Consider the following 18,290-nt stretch of genomic DNA (forward strand, 5'->3'; position numbering starts at 1 on the left):
ACGTCCCTGTTCGAGCCACGTCGGGAACGCGCCGGAGCCCGGCCGAGGTGGCCGGATCGCCCCGCCCGGCGATCCCCGGCCCGTACGACGGGCAAGATGACCTCGTGCAGCCTTCGACGCCCCCGCCCGCCCCGCGGTCCGCCCCCGTCCCACAGCCCGCCGCCCCCGCGCCGTCCCCGCTCCGCCGGGCGCCCGTCCAGCGGCGCAGCGCCCAGCGCCTGGCCCGGATCCTCGACGCCTGCGCCGAACTGCTCGACGAGACCGGCTACGAGGACCTGAGCACCCGCGCGGTGGCCGGCCGCGCCGGTGTCCCGATCGGTTCCGTCTACCGCTTCTTCCCCAACAAACGCGCCATGGCCGAGGCGCTCGCCCACCGCAACCTCGACGCCTACGCGGACCGGATCAGCGCCCGGCTGGCCGCCCCCGGGCAGCCGCCGGGCTGGCGCGCAGCGATGGACGTGGTGATCGACGAATACCTGGCCATGAAGCGGACGGTGCCCGGCTTCGCCCTGGTGGAGTTCACCGTGCCGGCCCCGCGCGAGTCCCGGCAGGCCAACCACGAGGTCGCCGACCGGCTGCTGCGGCTGCTCGCCGGGCGGCTCGGTCTGGACCCCGCCGACGACCGGCTGCGCACCGTCTTCCTGGTCGGCGTGGAGACCGCCGACGCGCTGCTCCAGCTCGCCTTCCGCACCGACCCCGAGGGCGATCCGGAGATCGTCACGGAGACCAAGGAGCTGCTCCGGGCCTACCTGGCGCGCGATCTGGACGGTGCGGGCGTTGCGACCGGGGCAGACGCCTCTGCCAGGTCTGCCGACGGCAACGAAACTACCGGCGCTAGTTTGACCGGAGGCACCCTGGGAAGTGCCCCGGGGCACCCCTAAGGTGCCACCATCACCGGCCAGGGAGGACCACCGCGTGCAGCACCACGACACGATGTACATCGGCGGACGCTGGCGGCCCGCCGCGGGCAGCGGCACGATCGAGGTCGTCAACCCGGCCGACGAGCAGGTCATCGGCACCGTCCCGGCCGGCTCCGCCGAGGACGTGGACGCCGCGGTCCGGGCCGCCCGCGCCGCCCTGCCCGGCTGGGTCGCCACCCCGCCCGCCCGGCGCGCCGACCTGATCGCCGCCCTGCGCGACCAACTCGTCGCCCGGACCGAGGAGATCGCACAGACCGTCACCGCCGAACTCGGCGCGCCGCTCGCCTTCAGCCGGGCCGTGCACGCCGGGGTGCCGGTCGCGGTCTGCGGCTCGTACGCCGAACTCGCCCGCACCCACGCCTTCGAGGAGACCCTCGGCAACTCCACCGTGCTGCACGAACCGGTCGGCGTGGTGGGCGCGATCACCCCGTGGAACTACCCGCTGCACCAGATCGTCGCCAAGGTGGCCCCGGCGCTGGCGGCCGGCTGCACCGTCGTCCTCAAGCCCGCCGAGGACACCCCGCTGGTGGCCCGGCTGTTCGCCGAGTGCGTCGGGGCCGCCGGGATACCCGCCGGCGCCGTGAACGTCGTCACCGGGCTCGGCCCGGTCGCGGGCCGGGCGCTGGCCGAGCACGACGGCGTCGACCTGGTCTCCTTCACCGGCTCGACCGCGGTGGGCCGGACCGTCGGCGCGCTCGCCGGCGGCGCGGTCAAGCGGGTGGCCCTGGAACTGGGCGGCAAGTCCGCCAACGTCATCCTGCCGAGCGCGGACCTCGGCCGGGCGGTCGCGGTCGGCGTCGCCAACGTCATGGCCAACTCCGGCCAGACCTGCAGCGCCTGGACCCGGATGCTGGTGCACCGGGACCAGTACGACGAGGCCGTCGCACTGGCCGCCGCCGCGGCCGCCAAGTACGTCCCCGGCGAGCGGCTCGGCCCGCTGGTCAGCGCCCGCCAGCGGGACCGGGTGGTCGGCTATCTGGAACGCGGCGTCGCCGAGGGTGCCCGGCCCGTTGCCGGCGGCCCGCGTCCGCCCGAGGGCCCCGGCTTCTACGTCCACCCCACCGTCTTCGCCGACGTCACCCCGGAGATGACCCTCGCCCAGGAGGAGATCTTCGGCCCGGTCCTGACGGTGCTGCGCTACGAGGACGAGGACGACGCCGTGCGGATCGCCAACGGCACCGTCTACGGCCTGGCCGGCGCGGTCTGGGCCGGCGACGACGCCGAGGCGGTGGCCTTCGCCCGCCGGCTGGAAACCGGCCAGGTCGACATCAACGGCGGCCGCTTCAACCCGCTCGCCCCCTTCGGCGGGTACAAGCGGTCCGGGATCGGCCGGGAACTGGGGCCGCACGGCCTGAGGGAGTACCTCCAGACCAAGTCCCTCCAGTTCTGAGCCCGTTCCCGCGCCGAGCCCGTACGGGACGCCCGTCCGTACATCCGCCCGCCCCGCCACCAACGCCCCCAGGAGATCCCGTGGTCCGCGCCGCCGTCCTGCCCGCCGTCAACGCCCCGCTCCAGGTCACCGAGATCGAGCTGCCCGAGCCCGGCCCCGGACAGGTCCGGATCAGGCTCGCCGCCGCCGGCGTCTGCCACTCCGACCTCTCGCTGTCCAACGGGACGCTGCGCCAGCCGGCCCCGGCCGTGCTCGGCCACGAGGGCGCCGGCACCGTCACCGCCGTGGGGCCGGACGTGACCGGGGTGGCGCCCGGCGACCGGGTGGTCCTCAACTGGGCGCCGTCCTGCGGCGACTGCCACTTCTGCGGACTGGCCGAGCCCTGGCTGTGCGCCGACGCCGGGCGGGCCGCCGGCGCCCCGTACGCCACCCTCGGCGCCGACGGCAGCGCGCTCTACCCCGGCCTGGGCACCGCCGCGTTCGCCGAGGAGACCGTGGTGCCCGCGCGCGCCGCGCTGCCGCTGCCGGACGGGATCCCGCTGGCCGACGCGGCCCTGCTCGGCTGCGCGGTGCTCACCGGCTGGGGCGCCGTCCACCACAGCGCCCGGGTCCGGGCGGGGGAGTCGGTGCTGGTCGTCGGCGTCGGCGGGGTGGGCCTGGCGACGCTTCAGGCGGCGCGGATCGCCGGGGCGGGCCCGATCGTGGCGGTGGACGTCTCACCGGCGAAGGAGGAACTGGCCCGCGCCGCCGGCGCCACCGACTTCCTGGTCGCCGACGGCCCGGCGTTCTTCGAGAAGGACGGCGCCAAGCGGGTCCGGGCGCTCACCGGCGGCGTCGGCGCCGATGTCGCGGTGGAGTGCGTGGGCCGCGCGGAGACCATCCGCGCGGCCTGGTCCGCCACCCGCCGCGGCGGCCGGACGACGGTGGTGGGCATCGGCGGCAAGGACCAGCAGGTCGTCTTCTCCGCCCTGGAACTCTTCTACTTCGGCCGCACGCTCTCCGGCTGCGTCTACGGCAACAGCGACCCGGCCCGCGACCTCCCGCTGATCGCCGAACACGTCCGCTCCGGCGCGCTCGACCTCTCCGCACTGGTCACCGACCGGATCGGACTGGACGGCATCCCGGCCGCGTTCGACGCGATGCTCGCCGGCAAGGGCGGCCGGGCCCTGGTGGTCTTCTAGGCCGTCCTGGCCCGTACTAGGCCACCACTCCGCCCTTGACGGCGGCCACGAAGGAGCCCCTCCACTGCCGGCCGTTCCCGTAACGGCCGGAACACGCAAGGTAGTTCGCGAGAAGCGTCGCCCGCGCGGAAACAGCCGCGCTTCACCTTTCCGGATGCTGGAGCGCCAGCCCGTCCACCAAGGCCCGCAGTCCGTCCTCGAACGCGCCCTCGTCCACCTGGCGTTGGTGCTCGGCGAGCAGGTGCGCCTGGCCGAGGTGCGGGTAGTCGGCGGGGTCGTACGCGCTCGGGTCGTCCACGAAGCCGCGGGCGAACGAGCCGAGCGCCGAGCCCGCGACGAAGTACCGCACCATCGCACAGACCCTGGTGGCCAGCGCGGGCGGCCAGCCCGCCGCCACCATGCCGCCGAAGGCCGCGTCGGCCATCTTCAGCCCGGCGGGCCGGCGGCCGGGGCCCTGCGCGAGGAACGGGACGATGTGCGGGTGGGCGGCGAGCGCCGCGCGGTAGGAGCGGGCCCAGGCGAGCAGGCCGGCCCGCCAGTCGGTGCCGGTCGCCAGGACAGAGACGTCGACCTGGGCGATGACGGTGTCGGCCACCGCGTCCAGGATCTCGTCCTTGGTCGTGAAGTGGTTGTAGAGGGAGGGGCCGCTGACGCCCAGTTCCGCCGCCAGCCGCCGGGTGGAGAGCGCTGCCAGCCCCTCCGCGTCGACCAGTGCCAGCGCGGTGGTGACGATGCGCTCGCGGCTCAGCAGGGGCTTGCGGGGTCGGGCCATGCCGCACATAGTAGGGGCTGCTCCGCAAAAACTAGCACCGCTAATTAATGCCGGCTTGATGCCGCTTGATGCCGCTCGTCAACGCTGATCCATGTCGCCGCACCTCCCGTTCCCGCCGACAAGGGGCCCGAGATGAACCTGGAGCTCACGCCCGAGCAGACCGCCGTACGCCGGCTCGCCGCGGGCTTCACCGACCGCGAGATCGTCCCGCACGCCACCGCCTGGGACCGCGCCGAGGAGGTCGACCCGGGCATCGTCCGGAAACTCGGCGACCTGGGCTTCCTGGGGCTGACCATCCCCGAGGAGTACGGCGGCTCCGGCGGCGACCACCTCTCCTATGTGCTGGTCACCGAGGAGTTGGGCCGCGGCGACTCCTCGGTCCGCGGCATCGTCTCGGTCTCCCTCGGACTGGTCGCCAAGACCCTCGCGGCCTGGGGCGACGAGGAGCAGAAGCGCGCCTGGCTGCCCCGGCTGACCTCCGGCGAGGCGCTCGGCTGCTTCGGCCTGACCGAGCCCGGCACCGGCTCGGACGCCGCGTCACTGACCACCCGGGCGGTCCGCGACGGCGCGCGCGGCGACTGGATCATCGACGGCGCCAAGATGTTCATCACCAACGGCACCCGGGCCGACCTCGTCCTGCTCTTCGCCCGGACCGGCGGCGCCCCCGGCCACAAGGGCATCAGCGCCTTCCTGATACCCACCGACACCCCGGGCCTGACCCGTCGCCCGATCCACGGCAAGCTCGGGCTGCGCGGCCAGGCGACGGCCGAACTCGTCCTGGAGGGCGTGCGGGTGCCCGCCGGCGCCCTGCTGGGCCCCGAGGGCAAGGGCTTCTCGGTCGCGATGTCCGCGCTGGCCAAGGGCCGGATGTCGGTCGCCGCCGGCTGCGTCGGCATCGCCCAGGCCGCGCTGGACGCCGCGCTCGGATACGCCGGGCAGCGTGAGCAGTTCGGCGCCCCGATCGCCGGGCGCCAGCTCGTCCAGGAGCTGCTCAGCGACATCGCGGTGGACGTGGACGCGGCGCGGCTGCTGACCTGGAGGGTGGCCGATCTGATCGACCGCGGCGAGCCGTTCGCCACCGAGGCGTCCAAGGCGAAGCTCTTCGCCTCCGAGGCCGCGGTCCGTGCCGCGAGCAACGCCCTCCAGGTCTTCGGCGGCTACGGCTACATCGACGAGTACCCGGTCGGCAAGCTGCTGCGCGACGCCCGCGTGATGACCCTCTACGAGGGCACCAGCCAGATCCAGAAGCTCCTCATCGGCCGCGCCCTGACCGGCGTCTCCGCCTTCTGACCGGCGTCGCCGCGTTCTGATCGACGTATCCGACTTCTGACCGGCCCGTCGGCCGCCGGCAGCCAGCCCGCCCATCGCCCGCTCCCGGGCAGCCGCCAGGCGACCCCTAAGCGCTTGCTCAGCAGCACGGTATGGTGTTCGATCCGGCAGAGGAAGGGCCCCTGGCGGAGCGTGCGGAGCGAGAGCGGGGAGAGGCGATGGGTGCGGCCGAGCGGGCGGCGGAGGAGAGCGGCGAGTGGTCCGACGTGACCCCGGACGCCGCGCGGCGGCTGGTCAGCGCGGCCGTCCAGGCGTTCGCCGAGCGCGGCTACCACGCCACCACCACCCGTGACATCGCCGGCCGCGCCGGCATGAGCCCTGCCGCGCTCTACATCCACTACAAGACCAAGGAGGAGCTGCTCTACCGCATCAGCGGCATCGGCCACGAGAAGGCCCTGCGCATCATGGGCGCCGCCGCCGAGGCCCCGGGCAGCGCCACCGACCGGCTCCGCGACGCGGTACGCACCTTCGCCCGCTGGCACGCCGAGCACCACACCACCGCCCGGGTCATCCAGTACGAACTGCAGGCCCTCGGCGCGGACCACTACGCCGAGATCGCCGCGCTGCGCCGCCGCACCGACCGTATGCTCCGGCAGATCATCCAGGACGGCGCGGACAGCGGGGAGTTCGCCGTGGACGACGTCCCCGGCACCACCCTGGCCGTGCTGTCGCTGTGCGTGGACGTCGCCCGCTGGTTCTCCGCCGAGGGCCCGCGCACGCCCGACGAGGTCGGCACCCTCTACGCCGACCTCGTCCTACGGATGGTCGGCGGCGCCACCTAGGCCAGGCCCTGCGGCCGCCGCCCCGGCTACCGGTGGAACCGGCTGCTACAGATGGAACGGGCTGCTACAGATAGAACCGGCTGACCGACTCCGCCACGCACACCGGCTTCTCCTCGCCCTCCCGCGCGACCGTGACCACCGTGGTGAGCTGTACCCCGCCGGTCACCTCGGCCACCTCCGCGATCCGGGCCCGGGCCCGCACTCGCGAGCCGACCGGGACGGTGGCCGGGAAACGCACCTTGTTGGTGCCGTAGTTGATGCCCATCTTCACGTTGTCCACCCGCAGCAGCTGCGGGACCAGGACGGGCAGCAGCGACAGGGTCAGATACCCGTGGGCGATGGTCGTGCCGAAGGGGCCGGCCGCGGCCTTCTCCTGGTCGACATGGATCCACTGGTGGTCGCCGGTGGCCTCCGCGAACAGATCGATCCGCTTCTGGTCGATCTCCAGCCAGTCACTGGGGCCCAGCTCCTCGCCGACCGCCGCCCGCAGTTCCTCGACCGACCCGAACACCCGGGGCTCTGCCATCCTCGTCCGCCTCCTCAGCCGTGCTACTAAGCGCTTGCTCAGTGTCTGCTCGCTCAGCATGCGAGGGCGGGCGCACGCTGTCAACGGCCCGGCCGTCGGCCGCCCCGGCGGATCCCCGGGCAGGCCGTAGGGTTGACGGCGTGCCTCAGCTTCCGTTCAAGGTCCATGAGCTCTCCGTCGGCCAGCTCTCCGCGCGCAGCGGCGCGGCCGTCTCCGCGCTGCACTTCTACGAGTCCAAGGGACTGATCAGCAGCACCCGGACGGCCGGCAATCAGCGCCGCTACACTCGCGAGACACTGCGCCGGGTCGCGTTCATCCGGGCCGCGCAACGGGTCGGGATCCCGCTCGCGGTGATCCGCGACGCCCTGGCGGAGCTGCCGGACGAGCGCACCCCCAACCGCGAGGACTGGGCCCGGCTCTCCGAGGTCTGGCGCACCGAACTCGACGAGCGGATCAGCCAGCTCGTCGAGCTGCGCGACCGGCTCACCGACTGCATCGGCTGCGGCTGCCTCTCGCTCCAGACCTGCGCGCTGTCCAACCCCTACGACAACCTCGGCGAACAGGGCCCCGGCGCCCGCCGACTACGGGTGGACCGCCGCACCGAGAACCCGCCGCCCCGCGTGCCGAAGGCCGCCACCGCGACCTGCGCCCCGGACACCCCCACCTGCACGCCCGGGAAACCGGAGCAGCACCAGGAGCCCTGACGGTCAGCAGCCCACGTACACCAGCCCCCACCCACCGTCTTCATGACCTCCAACGGGAGGGGACGGGTCGGAGGGGCAGGGGTGTGCCGGACGTAAAGCGAAGCAGTCCGGCACACCCCTGCCCCGGAGGCCCGTCACCGCGGCCGAACAGCCCCGCGCAGCGGACCGGCGATGCGCCGAAGGCGCAAAGACGAACCCCTCACGGCGGGACAGCCGACAACGTGGGAGGCCGTCACCACATCATCGGCTTACGATGCGCCCAAGGCCGCGCCGCCTCCAACTGCGCCGACAGCGCGATCAGCGTGGCCTCGTCGCCATAGCGGCCGGCCAGCATCACGCCGATCGGCAGCCCCTCGGCGTTCCAGTGCAGCGGGACGCTGACCGCGGGCTGCCCGGTGATGTTGGACAAGGCGGTGAACGGCGTGAAACGGCCGACCGCGGCGAACTCCGCCTGCGGATCGTCGTCGTCGCGCAGCGCGCCGACCGGGTGCGGCGGCGCGGCCAGGGTGGGGGAGAGGATCACGTCATAGCCGGTGCCGGGCGGCATGAGGTCGTCGGCGACGGTCTGGGCGAGGGCCCGGAAGGCGTAGAGGGAGGTGGCGAGGTCGGTGCCGGGGACCTCGCGGCCGCGGGCCCGCAGATAGCGGGTGAGCGGCATCAGCAGCTCCTCGCCCTCCGGCGGGACGGGGCGGATGGCGGCCATCACCGACCAGGCCCGGGTGAAGGCGTGCAGGATCCGGTCGTCGACGGGGAAGGTCAACTCTTCGGCGTGGTGGCCGAGTTCGCCGAGCAGTGCGGCGGTCTCCGCGACCGCGGTGCGGCAGTCGGGGTGCACCTCGACGTCCGGGAGCGGCGCCTGGTCGAGCACCGCGATCCGCAGCCGGCCGGGGTCCCGGCGGACCTGGCCGGCGAAGGTCTCGCCGGGCGGCAGGGAGGGCGCGGCATACGGGTCGCCGGGCAGGGTGCCGGCCATCACGTCCAGCAGCGCGGCCGCGTCGGCGACCGTACGGGCCAGCGGGCCGGAGGTGCTCAGGCCCGTCACGTCGTGCAGCAGGGGGCCGTCGCTGACCCGGCCGCGGCTGGGCTTGATGCCGTAGAGCCCGCAGGCCGACGCCGGGATGCGGATCGAACCGCCGCCGTCGCTGCCCTGCGCGACCGGTGCCAGCCCGCCGGCCACCGCCGCGGCCGCCCCGCCGCTGGAGCCGCCCGCCGAGCGCTCCAGGTCCCAGGGGGTGCGGGCGGGCGGGGCGAGGGCGTTCTCGGTGTAGCAGGGCAGTCCGAACTCGGGGGTGTTGGTCTTGCCCAGCAGGATCGTGCCGGCCCGGCGCAGCGCGGCGGTGATGTGGTCGTCGATCTCCGGGACGTAGTCGGCCAGCGCGGCCGAACCCATCGTGCAGCGCACCCCGGCGACCTGGCTGAGGTCCTTCACGGGCACCGGGACGCCGTGCAGCGGCGGCAGCGCGCTGCCCTGGCGGCGGGCGGCGACGGCCTCGCTCTCGGCCTCCGCGGCCTGCTTGCGGGCGATCTCCGGGGTACGGGTGAGGAAGGCGCCCAGGGTGTCGTCCAGCCGCTCGATCCGCGTGAGGTAGTGCTCGGTGAGCTCGACGGGGGAGAGCTCCCCGGTCCGGATCTCCTCGGCCTGTTCGAGCGCGGTCAGGTCGTGTAGTTCGGCCATGGACGTCCACCCTCTCGTCGGGGCCCGCGCGGCCCGGGTGCCGTGCGGGCGGGACGGGCCGGCGCCGGGGCGCGGGTCCGCCGGTGATCAGCCTGACAGCATTTGTTTCAGTTTGCGGCACGGCTCTGCGGGATGGCTCGTAAAGGGCCGTGAGGGGTGAGGCGGGCGCCGCGAGGCCGGGTGGCGGCCACGGGGAGGCGGGGTGTGGACGGCGTCCCCCGCGCCGACCGCCCGGCACCGCGGGGCCACGGGCCCGCCCGCGCCGCCGCGCGGCGCCCCGCACGCCTCAGGCGCCGGACCCCCCACCCCCCAACGCCACGGCACACGCCACCAGTTGGGCGTTCCCAACCGCCGGTGACCCATCGGCCAGCGCCAACGTGTCCTCGATGCCTATGCGGCTGGCCAGCCCCAGCTCCCCGGCCAGCCGCAGCACCGGCCAGGCGCCGCCGTCGTAGCCGTGCAGCAGCACCGGGCGGCCGTGCGGGATACGCGCCAGCTCGGCAAGCAGCGCGCGGGCGGTGGCCGGCGCGGTGCGCGGGTCGGTGTCGTCGATGACCTCGGCCAGCACCCGCAGCACCCGTGGCGCCAGCGGGGAGGCGGCGAAGCGGGCGGCGGCGGCCGTCCCGGCCCAGATGCCCGCCTCGACGCCGACGCCGCGGGCCAGCAGCGCGGCGGCGACGGTGTCGGCGCCGTCCTCGTGCCAGTTGACCGAGGCGTGATCGGGGAGCACCGTCCACGACGCGATCTGCTCGGCCCGGCGCGCGGGGTCGGGCTCGGCCCAGGCGCCGGTCGTCACGCCCACCGGCACGTCCACCGCCTCCCGAATAGCCGTCAGGGCCGGACCGACCACGTTGGGCGAGAGGGAGTCCTGCCCGCACGGGGTCTTGGGGTGGACGTGGACGTCCTGGGCACCGGCCGCGACCGCCTGCCGCGCCGACTCCGCGAGCGCGGCCGGCGACAGCGGCACCACACCCGAATCGGCCGCCGTCCGAGCGCCGTTGAGACACACCTGAAGCATCTGAAGCATGGTTCCGATGATGACAGACGGGTCCGACAGTCCGCCCTGTGCGGGGTGCGAGGCGCCGCGCGGAAGGGGCTCAGGCGGCTGCGAAGGTTTTCGCGCCGGGCACCCCGGCGGCCGTGTGCAGCGCCTCCGGGGTCAGCGCGGACGCCGGGGCGAGCACTCCGCACTCCCGGCAGGCCGGCCCGGGCGCCGGGCAGCCGCCCGGGCCGGGGACCCACGCGAAGCGGGTGCCGCCGCAGACCGGGCAGTCGCGGCGCGGGCGTCCCGCCTCCATCGCCGCGATCATGCGGCGCAGCACCTCGGAGAGGCGGGCCGCCGGGTGCCGCTGCGCGGAGACGCAGGGCACGATGTCGTAGCCGCCCCAGGTGCGGCGGTGCCACTCGTCGAGGGTGCCGGGCTGGCGGATGCCGTGGTGCTTCTCGCGGCGGCGCCGGGCGGCGAACTCCTCCTCGTAGGCGAGCCAGAGGGCACGTGCCTCCTCCAGCTCGGCCAGCGCGGCCACCAGCCGCGCCGGGTCGGGTTCGCGGTCGTGGGTGGCGAATCCGGCCCGGGTGCACAGATGGTGCCAGGTCGCGCGGTGCCCGTATGGAGCGAAGCGCTCCAGGCACTTGCGCAGCGCGGTACGCCGCCGAACGGTGACGAGTCGCGGATCGCGGACCTGTTCTGCGAGGGCTCTGAAACCGGCCATGGTGCTTCCACCTCCGAGGAGGATCCCGATTGGACAGGGAATGGACGTGGGCGCCTGCCACCTGGATCCATCGAATTCTTTTGCGGTTTTGGGTGGCGATGTGACGCGGTGTCCTGCCGCCCGGCGCACCCAACCGCCTTCCCGCTGTGGGAAATTCAAAAAGGTGACTGTTGTTCATCTTCCCGTCACGAGTAACCGACGGTAACGTCCGGCGCACCCTCCCCGCGCTCCGGAAGAGCAGGGGCCCCTCCGAGGAGCAGGAATGCAACGACGTACCGGAAGGCTCAGGGCCGCCGCGGCGGCTGCCCTGTTCGCCCTGGGTGCCACGTTCTTGGCACCGCCCCCCACCGCGGCCGCGACTGCGCCGCACGACGCCGACGACTACTGCCAGGGCCAGTGCGCGGACATCCTGCCGCCCGGCGCGACGGGCAACGCGACCCTGATGCAGATCCTCGGCAACAAACTGTTCGGCACCCACCCGGCGCACTCCACCGACCAGATCGCGCCCTACAACGCCCTGGCCGGCGGCTACCGTTCGCTCACCGACGACACCCTCACCGACTTCTTCAACGACGCCTCCTTCGGCGTCCCCCAGGACCAGGTCGGCTCGGTCACCAGGCCCCGCACCGACGTCACCATCACCCGCGACAGGAAGACCGGCGTCCCGCACATCAAGGGCACCACCCGCTACGGCACCGAGTACGGCGCCGGCTACGCCGCGGGCCAGGACCGGCTGTGGCTGATGGACCTCTTCCGGCACATCGGACGCGGTGAGCTGACCTCGTTCGCCGGCGGCGCCCCCGCCAACCAGGGCCTGGAGCAGCAGTTCTGGCCCTCCGCCCCGTACACCGAGGCCGACCTCCAGGCGCAGGTCGACGCCATCCGCGACAACAACGGCGCCCGCGGCAAACAGGCCATGGCGGACGCCCAGGCATACGTGGACGGCATCAACGCCTATCGGGAGCAGTCGAAGAACGGGCGCTACTTCCCCGGTGAGTACGTCCTCACCGGCCATATCGACGCGATCACCAACAAGGGCGAGATCGCCCCGTTCAAGCTCACCGACCTGATAGCCCTGGCCTCCGTCGTCGGCGGCCTCTTCGGCAACGGCGGCGGCGGAGAGGTCCCGTCCGCCCTCGCGCTGCTCTCCGCCCAGCAGAAGTACGGCCCGGAGAAGGGCACCAGGGTCTGGGAGTCCTTCCGCGAGCGGAACGACCCCGAGGCGGTCAAGACCCTGCACGACGGCCAGAGTTTCCCCTACGCCGGCAAGCCCGCCAGAGCCAGGGGCACCGCGCTGCCCGACCGCGGCTCGGTCACCCCCGAACCGCTGGTCTTCGACCGCACCGGCGCCGCCGCCTCCAAGAGCGCCACCCCGCCCCGCGATCCGGTCCGGGCCCCCGGGAAGTACCGCAAGCTGGAGGGCCTCTTCAAGGACGGCGTGCTGCCCAAGGGGAGCTTCGACCCGACGCAGCACCGGGGGATGTCCAACGCCCTGCTGGTCTCCGGCAAGCACACCGCGAGCGGCCACCCGGTCGCCGTCTTCGGCCCGCAGACCGGCTACTTCGCGCCTCAACTGCTGATGCTCCAGGAGATCCAGGGCCCCGGCATCAGCGCCCGCGGCGCCTCGTTCGCCGGCGTCGGGATGTACGTCCAGCTCGGCCGCGGCCAGGACTACGCCTGGAGCGCCACCTCCGCCGGCCAGGACATCACCGACACCTACGCCGTCGACCTGTGCAACCCGGACGGCTCCGCGCCCACCAGGGACTCCGCCTCCTACCGCTACCACGGCCGGTGCCTGCCGATGGAGAAGCTGGAGCGCACCAACTCCTGGAAGCCCACCATCGCCGACCCCACCGCGGCCGGCTCCTACCGGATGCAGGTCTTCCGCACCCGGTACGGCATCGTCACCCACCGCGCCACCGTCGGCGGCAAACCCGTCGCCTACACGGCGCTGCGCTCCACCTACCGCCACGAGGCCGACTCCATCATCGGCTTCCAGATGTTCAACGACCCGTCGTACGTCCACGACGCCCGGAGCTTCCAGCAGGCCGCCCGGCACATCGGCTACGCCTTCAACTGGTTCTATGCCGACTCCCGCGACATCGCGTACTACAACAGCGGACTCAACCCCGTCCGCAACCCCGACGTCGACGCCGCGCTGCCCGTCCGGGCCGAACCGGCCTACGAGTGGCGGGACTTCGACCCGGCCACCAACACCGCCGCCTACACCCCGCCCGCCCAGCACCCGCACTCCGTCGACCAGGACTACTACGTCTCCTGGAACAACAAGCAGGCCAAGGACTACGACTCGGCCGGCTTCGGCAACGGCCCGGTGCACCGCGCCAACCTCCTCGACGACCGGGTGCGCGCCCTCACCAAGGAGGGCGGGGTCACCCGGGCCGCCCTCACCCGGGCAATGGCCGACGCCGCCCTCACCGACCTGCGCGGCGAGGACGTCCTGCCGCGGCTGCTGCGTGTCCTGGACAGCAAGCCGGTCACCGACCCGGCGCTGCGCACCGCGGTGCAGCGGCTGGACGCCTGGCGCAAGGACGGCGCCCAGCGCCGCGAGACCACCCCCGGCGCGCACACCTACGCCCACGCCGACGCGGTCCGGCTGATGGACGCGTGGTGGCCGCTGATGGTCAGGGACGTCTTCCGGCCCGGCCTCGGCGCCGGCCTCTACGATGCGCTGAACGCCAACCTCGCCATCGACGAGTCCCCGTCGGCCGGCCACGGTCCCACCGGAGCGCACGCCGGATCGGCCTTCCAGTACGGCTGGTGGAGCTATGCCGACAAGGACCTGCGCGCGGTGCTCGGCGACCGCGTCCAGGGGCCGCTCGCCGCACGCTACTGCGGCAACGGCGACCTCGCCGCCTGCCGCGACACCCTCCTGGCCACCCTGCGGCAGGCCGACGCCCGCACCGCCGAGCAGGTCTACCCGGGCGACGACAACTGCAAGGCCGGCGACCAGTGGTGCGCGGACGCCATCGTCCACCGCGCCGTGGGCGGCCTGACCCACGACAAGATGAGCTGGCAGAACCGCCCCACCTACCAGCAGGTGGTGGAGTTCCCCGCCCACAGGTAGACAGGCGGCGGCGCGAAACGACATGAACGGAACGAAGCCGGGTCCTGGGGTGCCAACATCCCAGGGCCCGGCTGCGTTTCCCCCGGCCCCGCCACCACCGTGAACACCGGCGCCACCGGGAATTCCGGTACGGCTATGCTGCTCCTTCCTGAATTCGGGGGAAGGAAATTCGGGGGAAGGAAAAGCGAGTAGGGGCGCATGACCGAGACAGGTCCGCAGCAGAACCCAGGTGTGCAGCAGAACTCGGGGGCGCGGCAGAACCCGGGGTCGCGGCAGTTTCCGGCGGAGCTGCTCGACACCACGATGGACCAGCTGCGGACGCTGATCACGGTGCACGAGGCGGGCACCGCGCTGGGCGCGGCCCGCCGGCTGGGCCGCGAGCAGTCCAGCGTGCAGAAGCAGCTCGACACCATGAACCGCACCTTCGCGGCGCTCTGCGGCGAGGAGTTGGTGCTCAAGCAGGGCCGGGGCCGCGACGCGCTGTTCACCGCCACCGGCGAGGCCCTGGTCGAACTGGCCCGGCGCACCCTCGGCGAGTGGTCCGCCGGCGTCCACGACGCCCGCCGCCGGCTCGGCCGCACCCTCTCCGTGGGCACCACCCGCTACACCCTCGGCTTCCTCCTGGACGCCGTGGAGTACGTCAGCGCGGACTTCGACCGCGAGGGCGTCGACCTGAAGATCACCCACGTCCGCACCGCCGACCTCTTCACCAGGCTCCGCTCCCAGGAACTGGACCTGGTCTGCGGCAGCGTCGTGGTCACCGAGGGCGAGGAGGCCGCCCAACTCGCCCCGTACGAGGTGATGGAGTGGCGGCGCAGCGGGCTGTCCCTGCTGACGAACCTGCCGCCGGAGCGGCTGCCCGCCGGCCCGTTCCCGGCCGGCGAACTGCCGCGGCTGCCGCTGGTGCTCTCCACCGGCGGGCTCATCGACCGCTTCCTGACCGCCTGGTACGGCACCGACTACCGCCAGAAGCTGACCGTCGCCGCCGAGATAGAGGCCGCGCACTACGGTTTCGAGCTGCTCCGCTCGGGCGTGGTCAGCGGCGCGATGCCGGTCACCCGGGGCCTGGGGGAGGCCGCGTCGGACGGCCACCTCCCGGAGGCCGAGGGGCTGCGCACCCTGGAGGTCGCCGGGGACGTCGGCCCCCGGACGGAGGTCCTCGTCGGCGTCTTCACCCGGCGCGGCGAGCGGGGCTCCTACGGTCCTGAGCACCCGCTCAACCGCCTCTGGGAGGCGCTCTCCTGGGAGAGCGAACGCTGGTGGCTCCGGCCCTGACCGCCCCCTCCGGCCCGCCGCCCCGGGGGCCGCCGCTCAGCCCAGGAGTTCCCGCTCCCGGGTCTCCGGCAGCGCCAGTACGCACCCCAGCGACACCAGCGCCATCGCGCTCACGTACCAGCCCACCGACGCGGAGCCGAACGCCGCCTGCAGCCGGGTGGCGAACAGCGGCGCGACCGCCCCGCCCAGCACCCCGCCCAGGTTGTAGGCGAGCGAGGCGCCCGAGTAGCGGACGGTGGTCCCGAACAGCTCCGGCAGATAGGCGCCCATCGGGCCGTAGATCACGCCCATGCAGAACAGCGCGCCGCCGACGCCCAGCGCGATCAGCACCGGCTGCCGGGTGTCCAGCAGCGGGAAGAGTGCCGGTCCCCACACCACGGCGAGCCCCGCGCCGCCCAGTACCAGCTTCCGGCGCCCGATGCCGTCGGAACGGGTCGCGGCCAGCCAGGTGCCCGCCGCCAGGAACAGGCAGGCGACCAACGAGAGCCCGAGCATGGTGGTACGGGAGACACCCAGGGTGCCGGTGGCGTACGCGAGGCAGTAGGTGGTGGCGGTGTAGAACAGTCCGTACGCGACGATCATCCCGCCGGCGCCCAGCAGCAACTCCCGTGGATGCCGCCGCAGGACGTCCACGGCCGGCACCCGGCCGGCCTCCTGCGCGTCCCGCACCTTCGCGAAGACCGGCGTCTCGCTGATCTTCAGCCGGACGAACAGCCCCACCCCGACCAGCAGGAACGACAGCAGGAACGGCACCCGCCAGCCCCACGAGCGGAACGCCGCGTCGCTCATCGCCTCGGACAGCAGCCAGAACACCCCGGTCGCCGCGAAGAACCCCACGGACGGCCCCAGTTGGGGGAACGCGGCGTACAGCCCGCGCCGGGCGCGCGGCGCGTGCTCGACGGCCAGCAGCGCCGCCCCGCCCCACTCGCCGCCCAGCCCGATGCCCTGGAGGAACCGCAGCAGGATCAGCACCAGCGGAGCCCAGATCCCCCACGTCCCGTAGCCGGGCAGCAGCCCGACGCACGCCGTCGACAGCCCCATCAGCAACAGCGAGGCGACCAGCACCGACTTGCGCCCGACCCGGTCGCCGAAGTGCCCGAACACCAGCGACCCGAGCGGCCGCGCGGCGAACGCCACCGCGTAGGTGGAGAACGAGGCGAGGGTGGCGTTGACCGGGTCGAGCGTCGGAAAGAACGCCTTGTTCAGCACCAGCGCCGCGGCCGTGCCGTAGATGTAGAAGTCGTAGAACTCGATGGCCGTCCCGATGAACGAGGCCACGGCAACCCGCCGCAGACTCTCCCCACCGGTCGCCTTCTCGACCGGTGCGTCCGCCGGTCTCGCTGATGTCGCGTCACTGTGCACGAGCCGCACTCTCACGGTCGATGCAGACGGCAGTCAATAGGTGAATTGGTCCATCTTGGATGGTGAGATGTCGGGCACGACCCACCCGTGGCCTGCGCTCACCGGTATCGCAGATACCGCTCCCGCACCGCCCGGAAGCGTCTCAGCCCGTCCTGCCAGGACTCGGTGATCTCGTCGAGGCCGGCGCCCGCGTCGATCAGGGTGCGGACGGTGTCGGTGCCGGTCAGGTGGTCGAAGTGGTCGGGGAGCCAGGCGAAGCCCTTCCAGAGGCGTCTGGCGGTGAGCAGGAGGCCGAGGCCGGTGCGGATCGGGTCGAAGACGGTGCGGTCGTGGACGTGGAGTTGAAGCCCGCCGATCGTCTTTCCCTGGAACTTGGAGAAGGTGGGGGCGAAGTACGCCTCGCGGAAGTGGACGCCGGGCAGGCCCAGTTCGGTGGCGGCGTCGGCCCAGCGGTGGTCCAGGCCCTCGGCGCCGAGGAGTTCGAAGGGGCGGGTGGTGCCGCGGCCCTCGGAGAGGTTGGTGCCCTCGAAGAGGCAGGTGCCGGAGTAGACCAGGGCGGTGTCGGCGGTGGGCATGTTGGGGCTGGGGGGCACCCAGGGGAGGCCGGTGGCGTCGAAGAAGTCGCCGCGGCGCCAGCCGGTCATGGCGACGGTCTCCAGCGCCACCGGCCGTCCGGCGGCCCGCGGCACGAAGACGTCGTTGAAGAGCAGCGCCAGTTCCACCACCGTCATGCCGTGTGCCTGGGCGATCGGCTCCCGGCCGACGAAGGAGGCGAACCGCCGGTCCAGGACGGGGCCGGCCGCGGCGCGGCCGGTCACCGGGTTGGGGCGGTCGAGCACCACGAACCGCTTGCCCGCCAGGACGGCCGCCACCATGCAGTCGTAGAGCGTCCAGATGTAGGTGTAGAAGCGGGCGCCGACGTCCTGGATGTCGAAGACGACGGTGTCCACCCCGGAGGCGGTGAAGATGCCGGCCAGTTCGCGGCCGCTCTTGTCGTAGGTGTCGTAGACGGGCAGGCCGGTGGCCGGGTCGTCGTAGCGGCCCTCGGAGCCGCCGGCCTGGGCGGTGCCCCGGAAGCCGTGCTCCGGGCCGAAGATCGCGGTGAGCCGGACCCGGGGGTCGGCGTGCATCACGTCCACGATGTGCCGGACCGCCCGCCGCGCGGTGGTGACGCCGGTGGGGTTGGTGACGATGCCCACCCGCTGCCCGTCCAGGAGTTGGTAGCCGTCGGCGGCCAGGCGGTCGAAGCCGGTGCGCACCCGGCGCCGGGTGCCGGTGCCCGGCGCGGCCTGGGCGGGGGCCGGGCCCGCGGTGACCGCCGCCGCGGCCGCCCCGGTCGCCGCCAGCTGCCCCAGCAGAACACGTCTCGACAGAGCCATGCGCACACCTCCGTGAGCGGTGGTCGACCCGATGAGTGTCGTGTGCACGCTAACGCGGTCGGGGCGGGTACGGAACGCGCCCGGCCGTGACGGAAAACAGAGGCTTCCGCCGAGACATACCGACTGGTTAGTCTGCCCCTGCCGGTGCGCCGGCGTGACCGGTGCGCGGACGCAAACCAGGGCGACGACCGAGGGAGA

At 73.5% G+C, this 18,290-nt stretch carries 15 protein-coding genes; 8 read left to right on the forward strand and 7 right to left on the reverse strand.

What is annotated here, in order from left to right:
- Window positions 1-104: 104 nt before the first annotated feature.
- The 3 genes from ACRAS8_RS27975 (at window position 105) to ACRAS8_RS27985 (ending at window position 3,491) form a co-directional block, all read left to right on the forward strand.
- On the forward strand, window positions 105-881 hold the full coding sequence (locus tag ACRAS8_RS27975; RefSeq protein ID WP_438488763.1) for a TetR/AcrR family transcriptional regulator: 777 nt from the start codon (window positions 105-107) through the stop codon (window positions 879-881).
- A 34-nt stretch (window positions 882-915) separates the two neighbouring features.
- Window positions 916-2,310 (forward strand): aldehyde dehydrogenase family protein, encoded by a 1,395-nt coding sequence (locus ACRAS8_RS27980; RefSeq protein ID WP_438488764.1) that lies wholly within the window; start codon window positions 916-918, stop codon window positions 2,308-2,310.
- A gap of 80 nt (window positions 2,311-2,390) precedes the next feature.
- Window positions 2,391-3,491 carry a Zn-dependent alcohol dehydrogenase gene (locus tag ACRAS8_RS27985; protein WP_438488765.1) on the forward strand — a complete coding sequence of 367 codons (1,101 nt, stop codon included), beginning with the start codon at window positions 2,391-2,393 and terminating at the stop codon, window positions 3,489-3,491.
- Between the two features lie 142 nt (window positions 3,492-3,633).
- On the opposite strand, the gene ACRAS8_RS27990 is transcribed toward ACRAS8_RS27985, so the two are convergent.
- Complete coding sequence (locus tag ACRAS8_RS27990) at window positions 3,634-4,263, reverse strand: TetR/AcrR family transcriptional regulator (RefSeq protein WP_438488766.1); 630 nt, start codon at window positions 4,261-4,263, stop codon at window positions 3,634-3,636.
- Between the two features lie 132 nt (window positions 4,264-4,395).
- On the opposite strand from ACRAS8_RS27990, the gene ACRAS8_RS27995 reads away from it, so the two are divergent.
- Together ACRAS8_RS27995 and ACRAS8_RS28000 are read left to right on the forward strand one after the other, a co-directional pair.
- A complete protein-coding gene (locus tag ACRAS8_RS27995) occupies window positions 4,396-5,553 on the forward strand; it encodes an acyl-CoA dehydrogenase family protein (RefSeq protein WP_438488767.1) in 1,158 nt (385 codons plus the stop codon).
- A gap of 197 nt (window positions 5,554-5,750) precedes the next feature.
- Entirely contained in the window at window positions 5,751-6,374 is a 624-nt protein-coding gene (locus ACRAS8_RS28000; protein WP_438488768.1) for a TetR/AcrR family transcriptional regulator, read from the forward strand.
- Window positions 6,375-6,438: 64 nt separating this feature from the next.
- Here ACRAS8_RS28000 and ACRAS8_RS28005 read toward each other — a convergent pair whose 3' ends face one another.
- On the reverse strand, window positions 6,439-6,900 hold the full coding sequence (locus ACRAS8_RS28005; protein WP_438488769.1) for a MaoC family dehydratase: 462 nt from the start codon (window positions 6,898-6,900) through the stop codon (window positions 6,439-6,441).
- A 140-nt stretch (window positions 6,901-7,040) separates the two neighbouring features.
- Here ACRAS8_RS28005 and soxR point away from each other — a divergent pair, with 140 nt between their 5' ends.
- Window positions 7,041-7,604: a redox-sensitive transcriptional activator SoxR gene (gene soxR, locus ACRAS8_RS28010; RefSeq protein WP_438488770.1), complete on the forward strand. Its 564-nt coding sequence runs from the start codon at window positions 7,041-7,043 to the stop codon at window positions 7,602-7,604.
- A gap of 232 nt (window positions 7,605-7,836) precedes the next feature.
- Here the strand turns inward: soxR and ACRAS8_RS28015 are convergent, their stop codons facing one another.
- From ACRAS8_RS28015 to ACRAS8_RS28025, 3 genes are all read right to left on the reverse strand, one after another.
- A complete protein-coding gene (locus tag ACRAS8_RS28015) occupies window positions 7,837-9,279 on the reverse strand; it encodes an amidase (protein WP_438488771.1) in 1,443 nt (480 codons plus the stop codon).
- Window positions 9,280-9,565: 286 nt separating this feature from the next.
- Window positions 9,566-10,297, reverse strand: coding sequence for a 3-keto-5-aminohexanoate cleavage protein (locus ACRAS8_RS28020; RefSeq protein ID WP_438490618.1), 732 nt, complete (start codon window positions 10,295-10,297; stop codon window positions 9,566-9,568).
- Window positions 10,298-10,376: 79 nt separating this feature from the next.
- Window positions 10,377-10,991 carry a hypothetical protein gene (locus ACRAS8_RS28025; protein ID WP_438488772.1) on the reverse strand — a complete coding sequence of 205 codons (615 nt, stop codon included), beginning with the start codon at window positions 10,989-10,991 and terminating at the stop codon, window positions 10,377-10,379.
- Between the two features lie 262 nt (window positions 10,992-11,253).
- Here ACRAS8_RS28025 and ACRAS8_RS28030 point away from each other — a divergent pair, with 262 nt between their 5' ends.
- Together ACRAS8_RS28030 and ACRAS8_RS28035 are read left to right on the forward strand one after the other, a co-directional pair.
- Window positions 11,254-14,076, forward strand: a complete 2,823-nt coding sequence (locus tag ACRAS8_RS28030; protein WP_438488773.1) for a penicillin acylase family protein — start codon at window positions 11,254-11,256, stop codon at window positions 14,074-14,076.
- Between the two features lie 303 nt (window positions 14,077-14,379).
- Window positions 14,380-15,351, forward strand: coding sequence for a LysR family transcriptional regulator (locus tag ACRAS8_RS28035; RefSeq protein ID WP_438490619.1), 972 nt, complete (start codon window positions 14,380-14,382; stop codon window positions 15,349-15,351).
- Between the two features lie 36 nt (window positions 15,352-15,387).
- On the opposite strand, the gene ACRAS8_RS28040 is transcribed toward ACRAS8_RS28035, so the two are convergent.
- Complete coding sequence (locus tag ACRAS8_RS28040; RefSeq protein ID WP_438488774.1) at window positions 15,388-16,713, reverse strand: MFS transporter; 1,326 nt, start codon at window positions 16,711-16,713, stop codon at window positions 15,388-15,390.
- Between the two features lie 98 nt (window positions 16,714-16,811).
- A complete protein-coding gene (locus ACRAS8_RS28045) occupies window positions 16,812-18,092 on the reverse strand; it encodes an exo-beta-N-acetylmuramidase NamZ family protein (RefSeq protein WP_438488775.1) in 1,281 nt (426 codons plus the stop codon).
- Window positions 18,093-18,290: the final 198 nt, after the last annotated feature.

Source organism: Streptomyces sp. S186 (genome assembly GCF_051603415.1).
In the GTDB taxonomy this organism is placed as follows: domain Bacteria; phylum Actinomycetota; class Actinomycetes; order Streptomycetales; family Streptomycetaceae; genus Streptomyces.

Bases quoted from the DNA above. Each gene is read 5' to 3' on its own strand.
- ACRAS8_RS27990 (WP_438488766.1), bottom strand. From the start codon at position 4,263: ATGGCCCGACCCCGCAAGCCCCTGCTGAGCCGCGAGCGCATCGTCACC.
- ACRAS8_RS27995 (WP_438488767.1), top strand. From the start codon at position 4,396: ATGAACCTGGAGCTCACGCCCGAGCAGACCGCCGTACGCCGGCTCGCC.
- ACRAS8_RS28000 (WP_438488768.1), top strand. From the start codon at position 5,751: ATGGGTGCGGCCGAGCGGGCGGCGGAGGAGAGCGGCGAGTGGTCCGAC.
- ACRAS8_RS28005 (WP_438488769.1), bottom strand. From the start codon at position 6,900: ATGGCAGAGCCCCGGGTGTTCGGGTCGGTCGAGGAACTGCGGGCGGCG.
- ACRAS8_RS28015 (WP_438488771.1), bottom strand. From the start codon at position 9,279: ATGGCCGAACTACACGACCTGACCGCGCTCGAACAGGCCGAGGAGATC.
- ACRAS8_RS28020 (WP_438490618.1), bottom strand. From the start codon at position 10,297: ATGCTTCAGGTGTGTCTCAACGGCGCTCGGACGGCGGCCGATTCGGGT.
- ACRAS8_RS28025 (WP_438488772.1), bottom strand. From the start codon at position 10,991: ATGGCCGGTTTCAGAGCCCTCGCAGAACAGGTCCGCGATCCGCGACTC.
- ACRAS8_RS28030 (WP_438488773.1), top strand. From the start codon at position 11,254: ATGCAACGACGTACCGGAAGGCTCAGGGCCGCCGCGGCGGCTGCCCTG.
- ACRAS8_RS28035 (WP_438490619.1), top strand. From the start codon at position 14,380: ATGGACCAGCTGCGGACGCTGATCACGGTGCACGAGGCGGGCACCGCG.
- ACRAS8_RS28045 (WP_438488775.1), bottom strand. From the start codon at position 18,092: ATGGCTCTGTCGAGACGTGTTCTGCTGGGGCAGCTGGCGGCGACCGGG.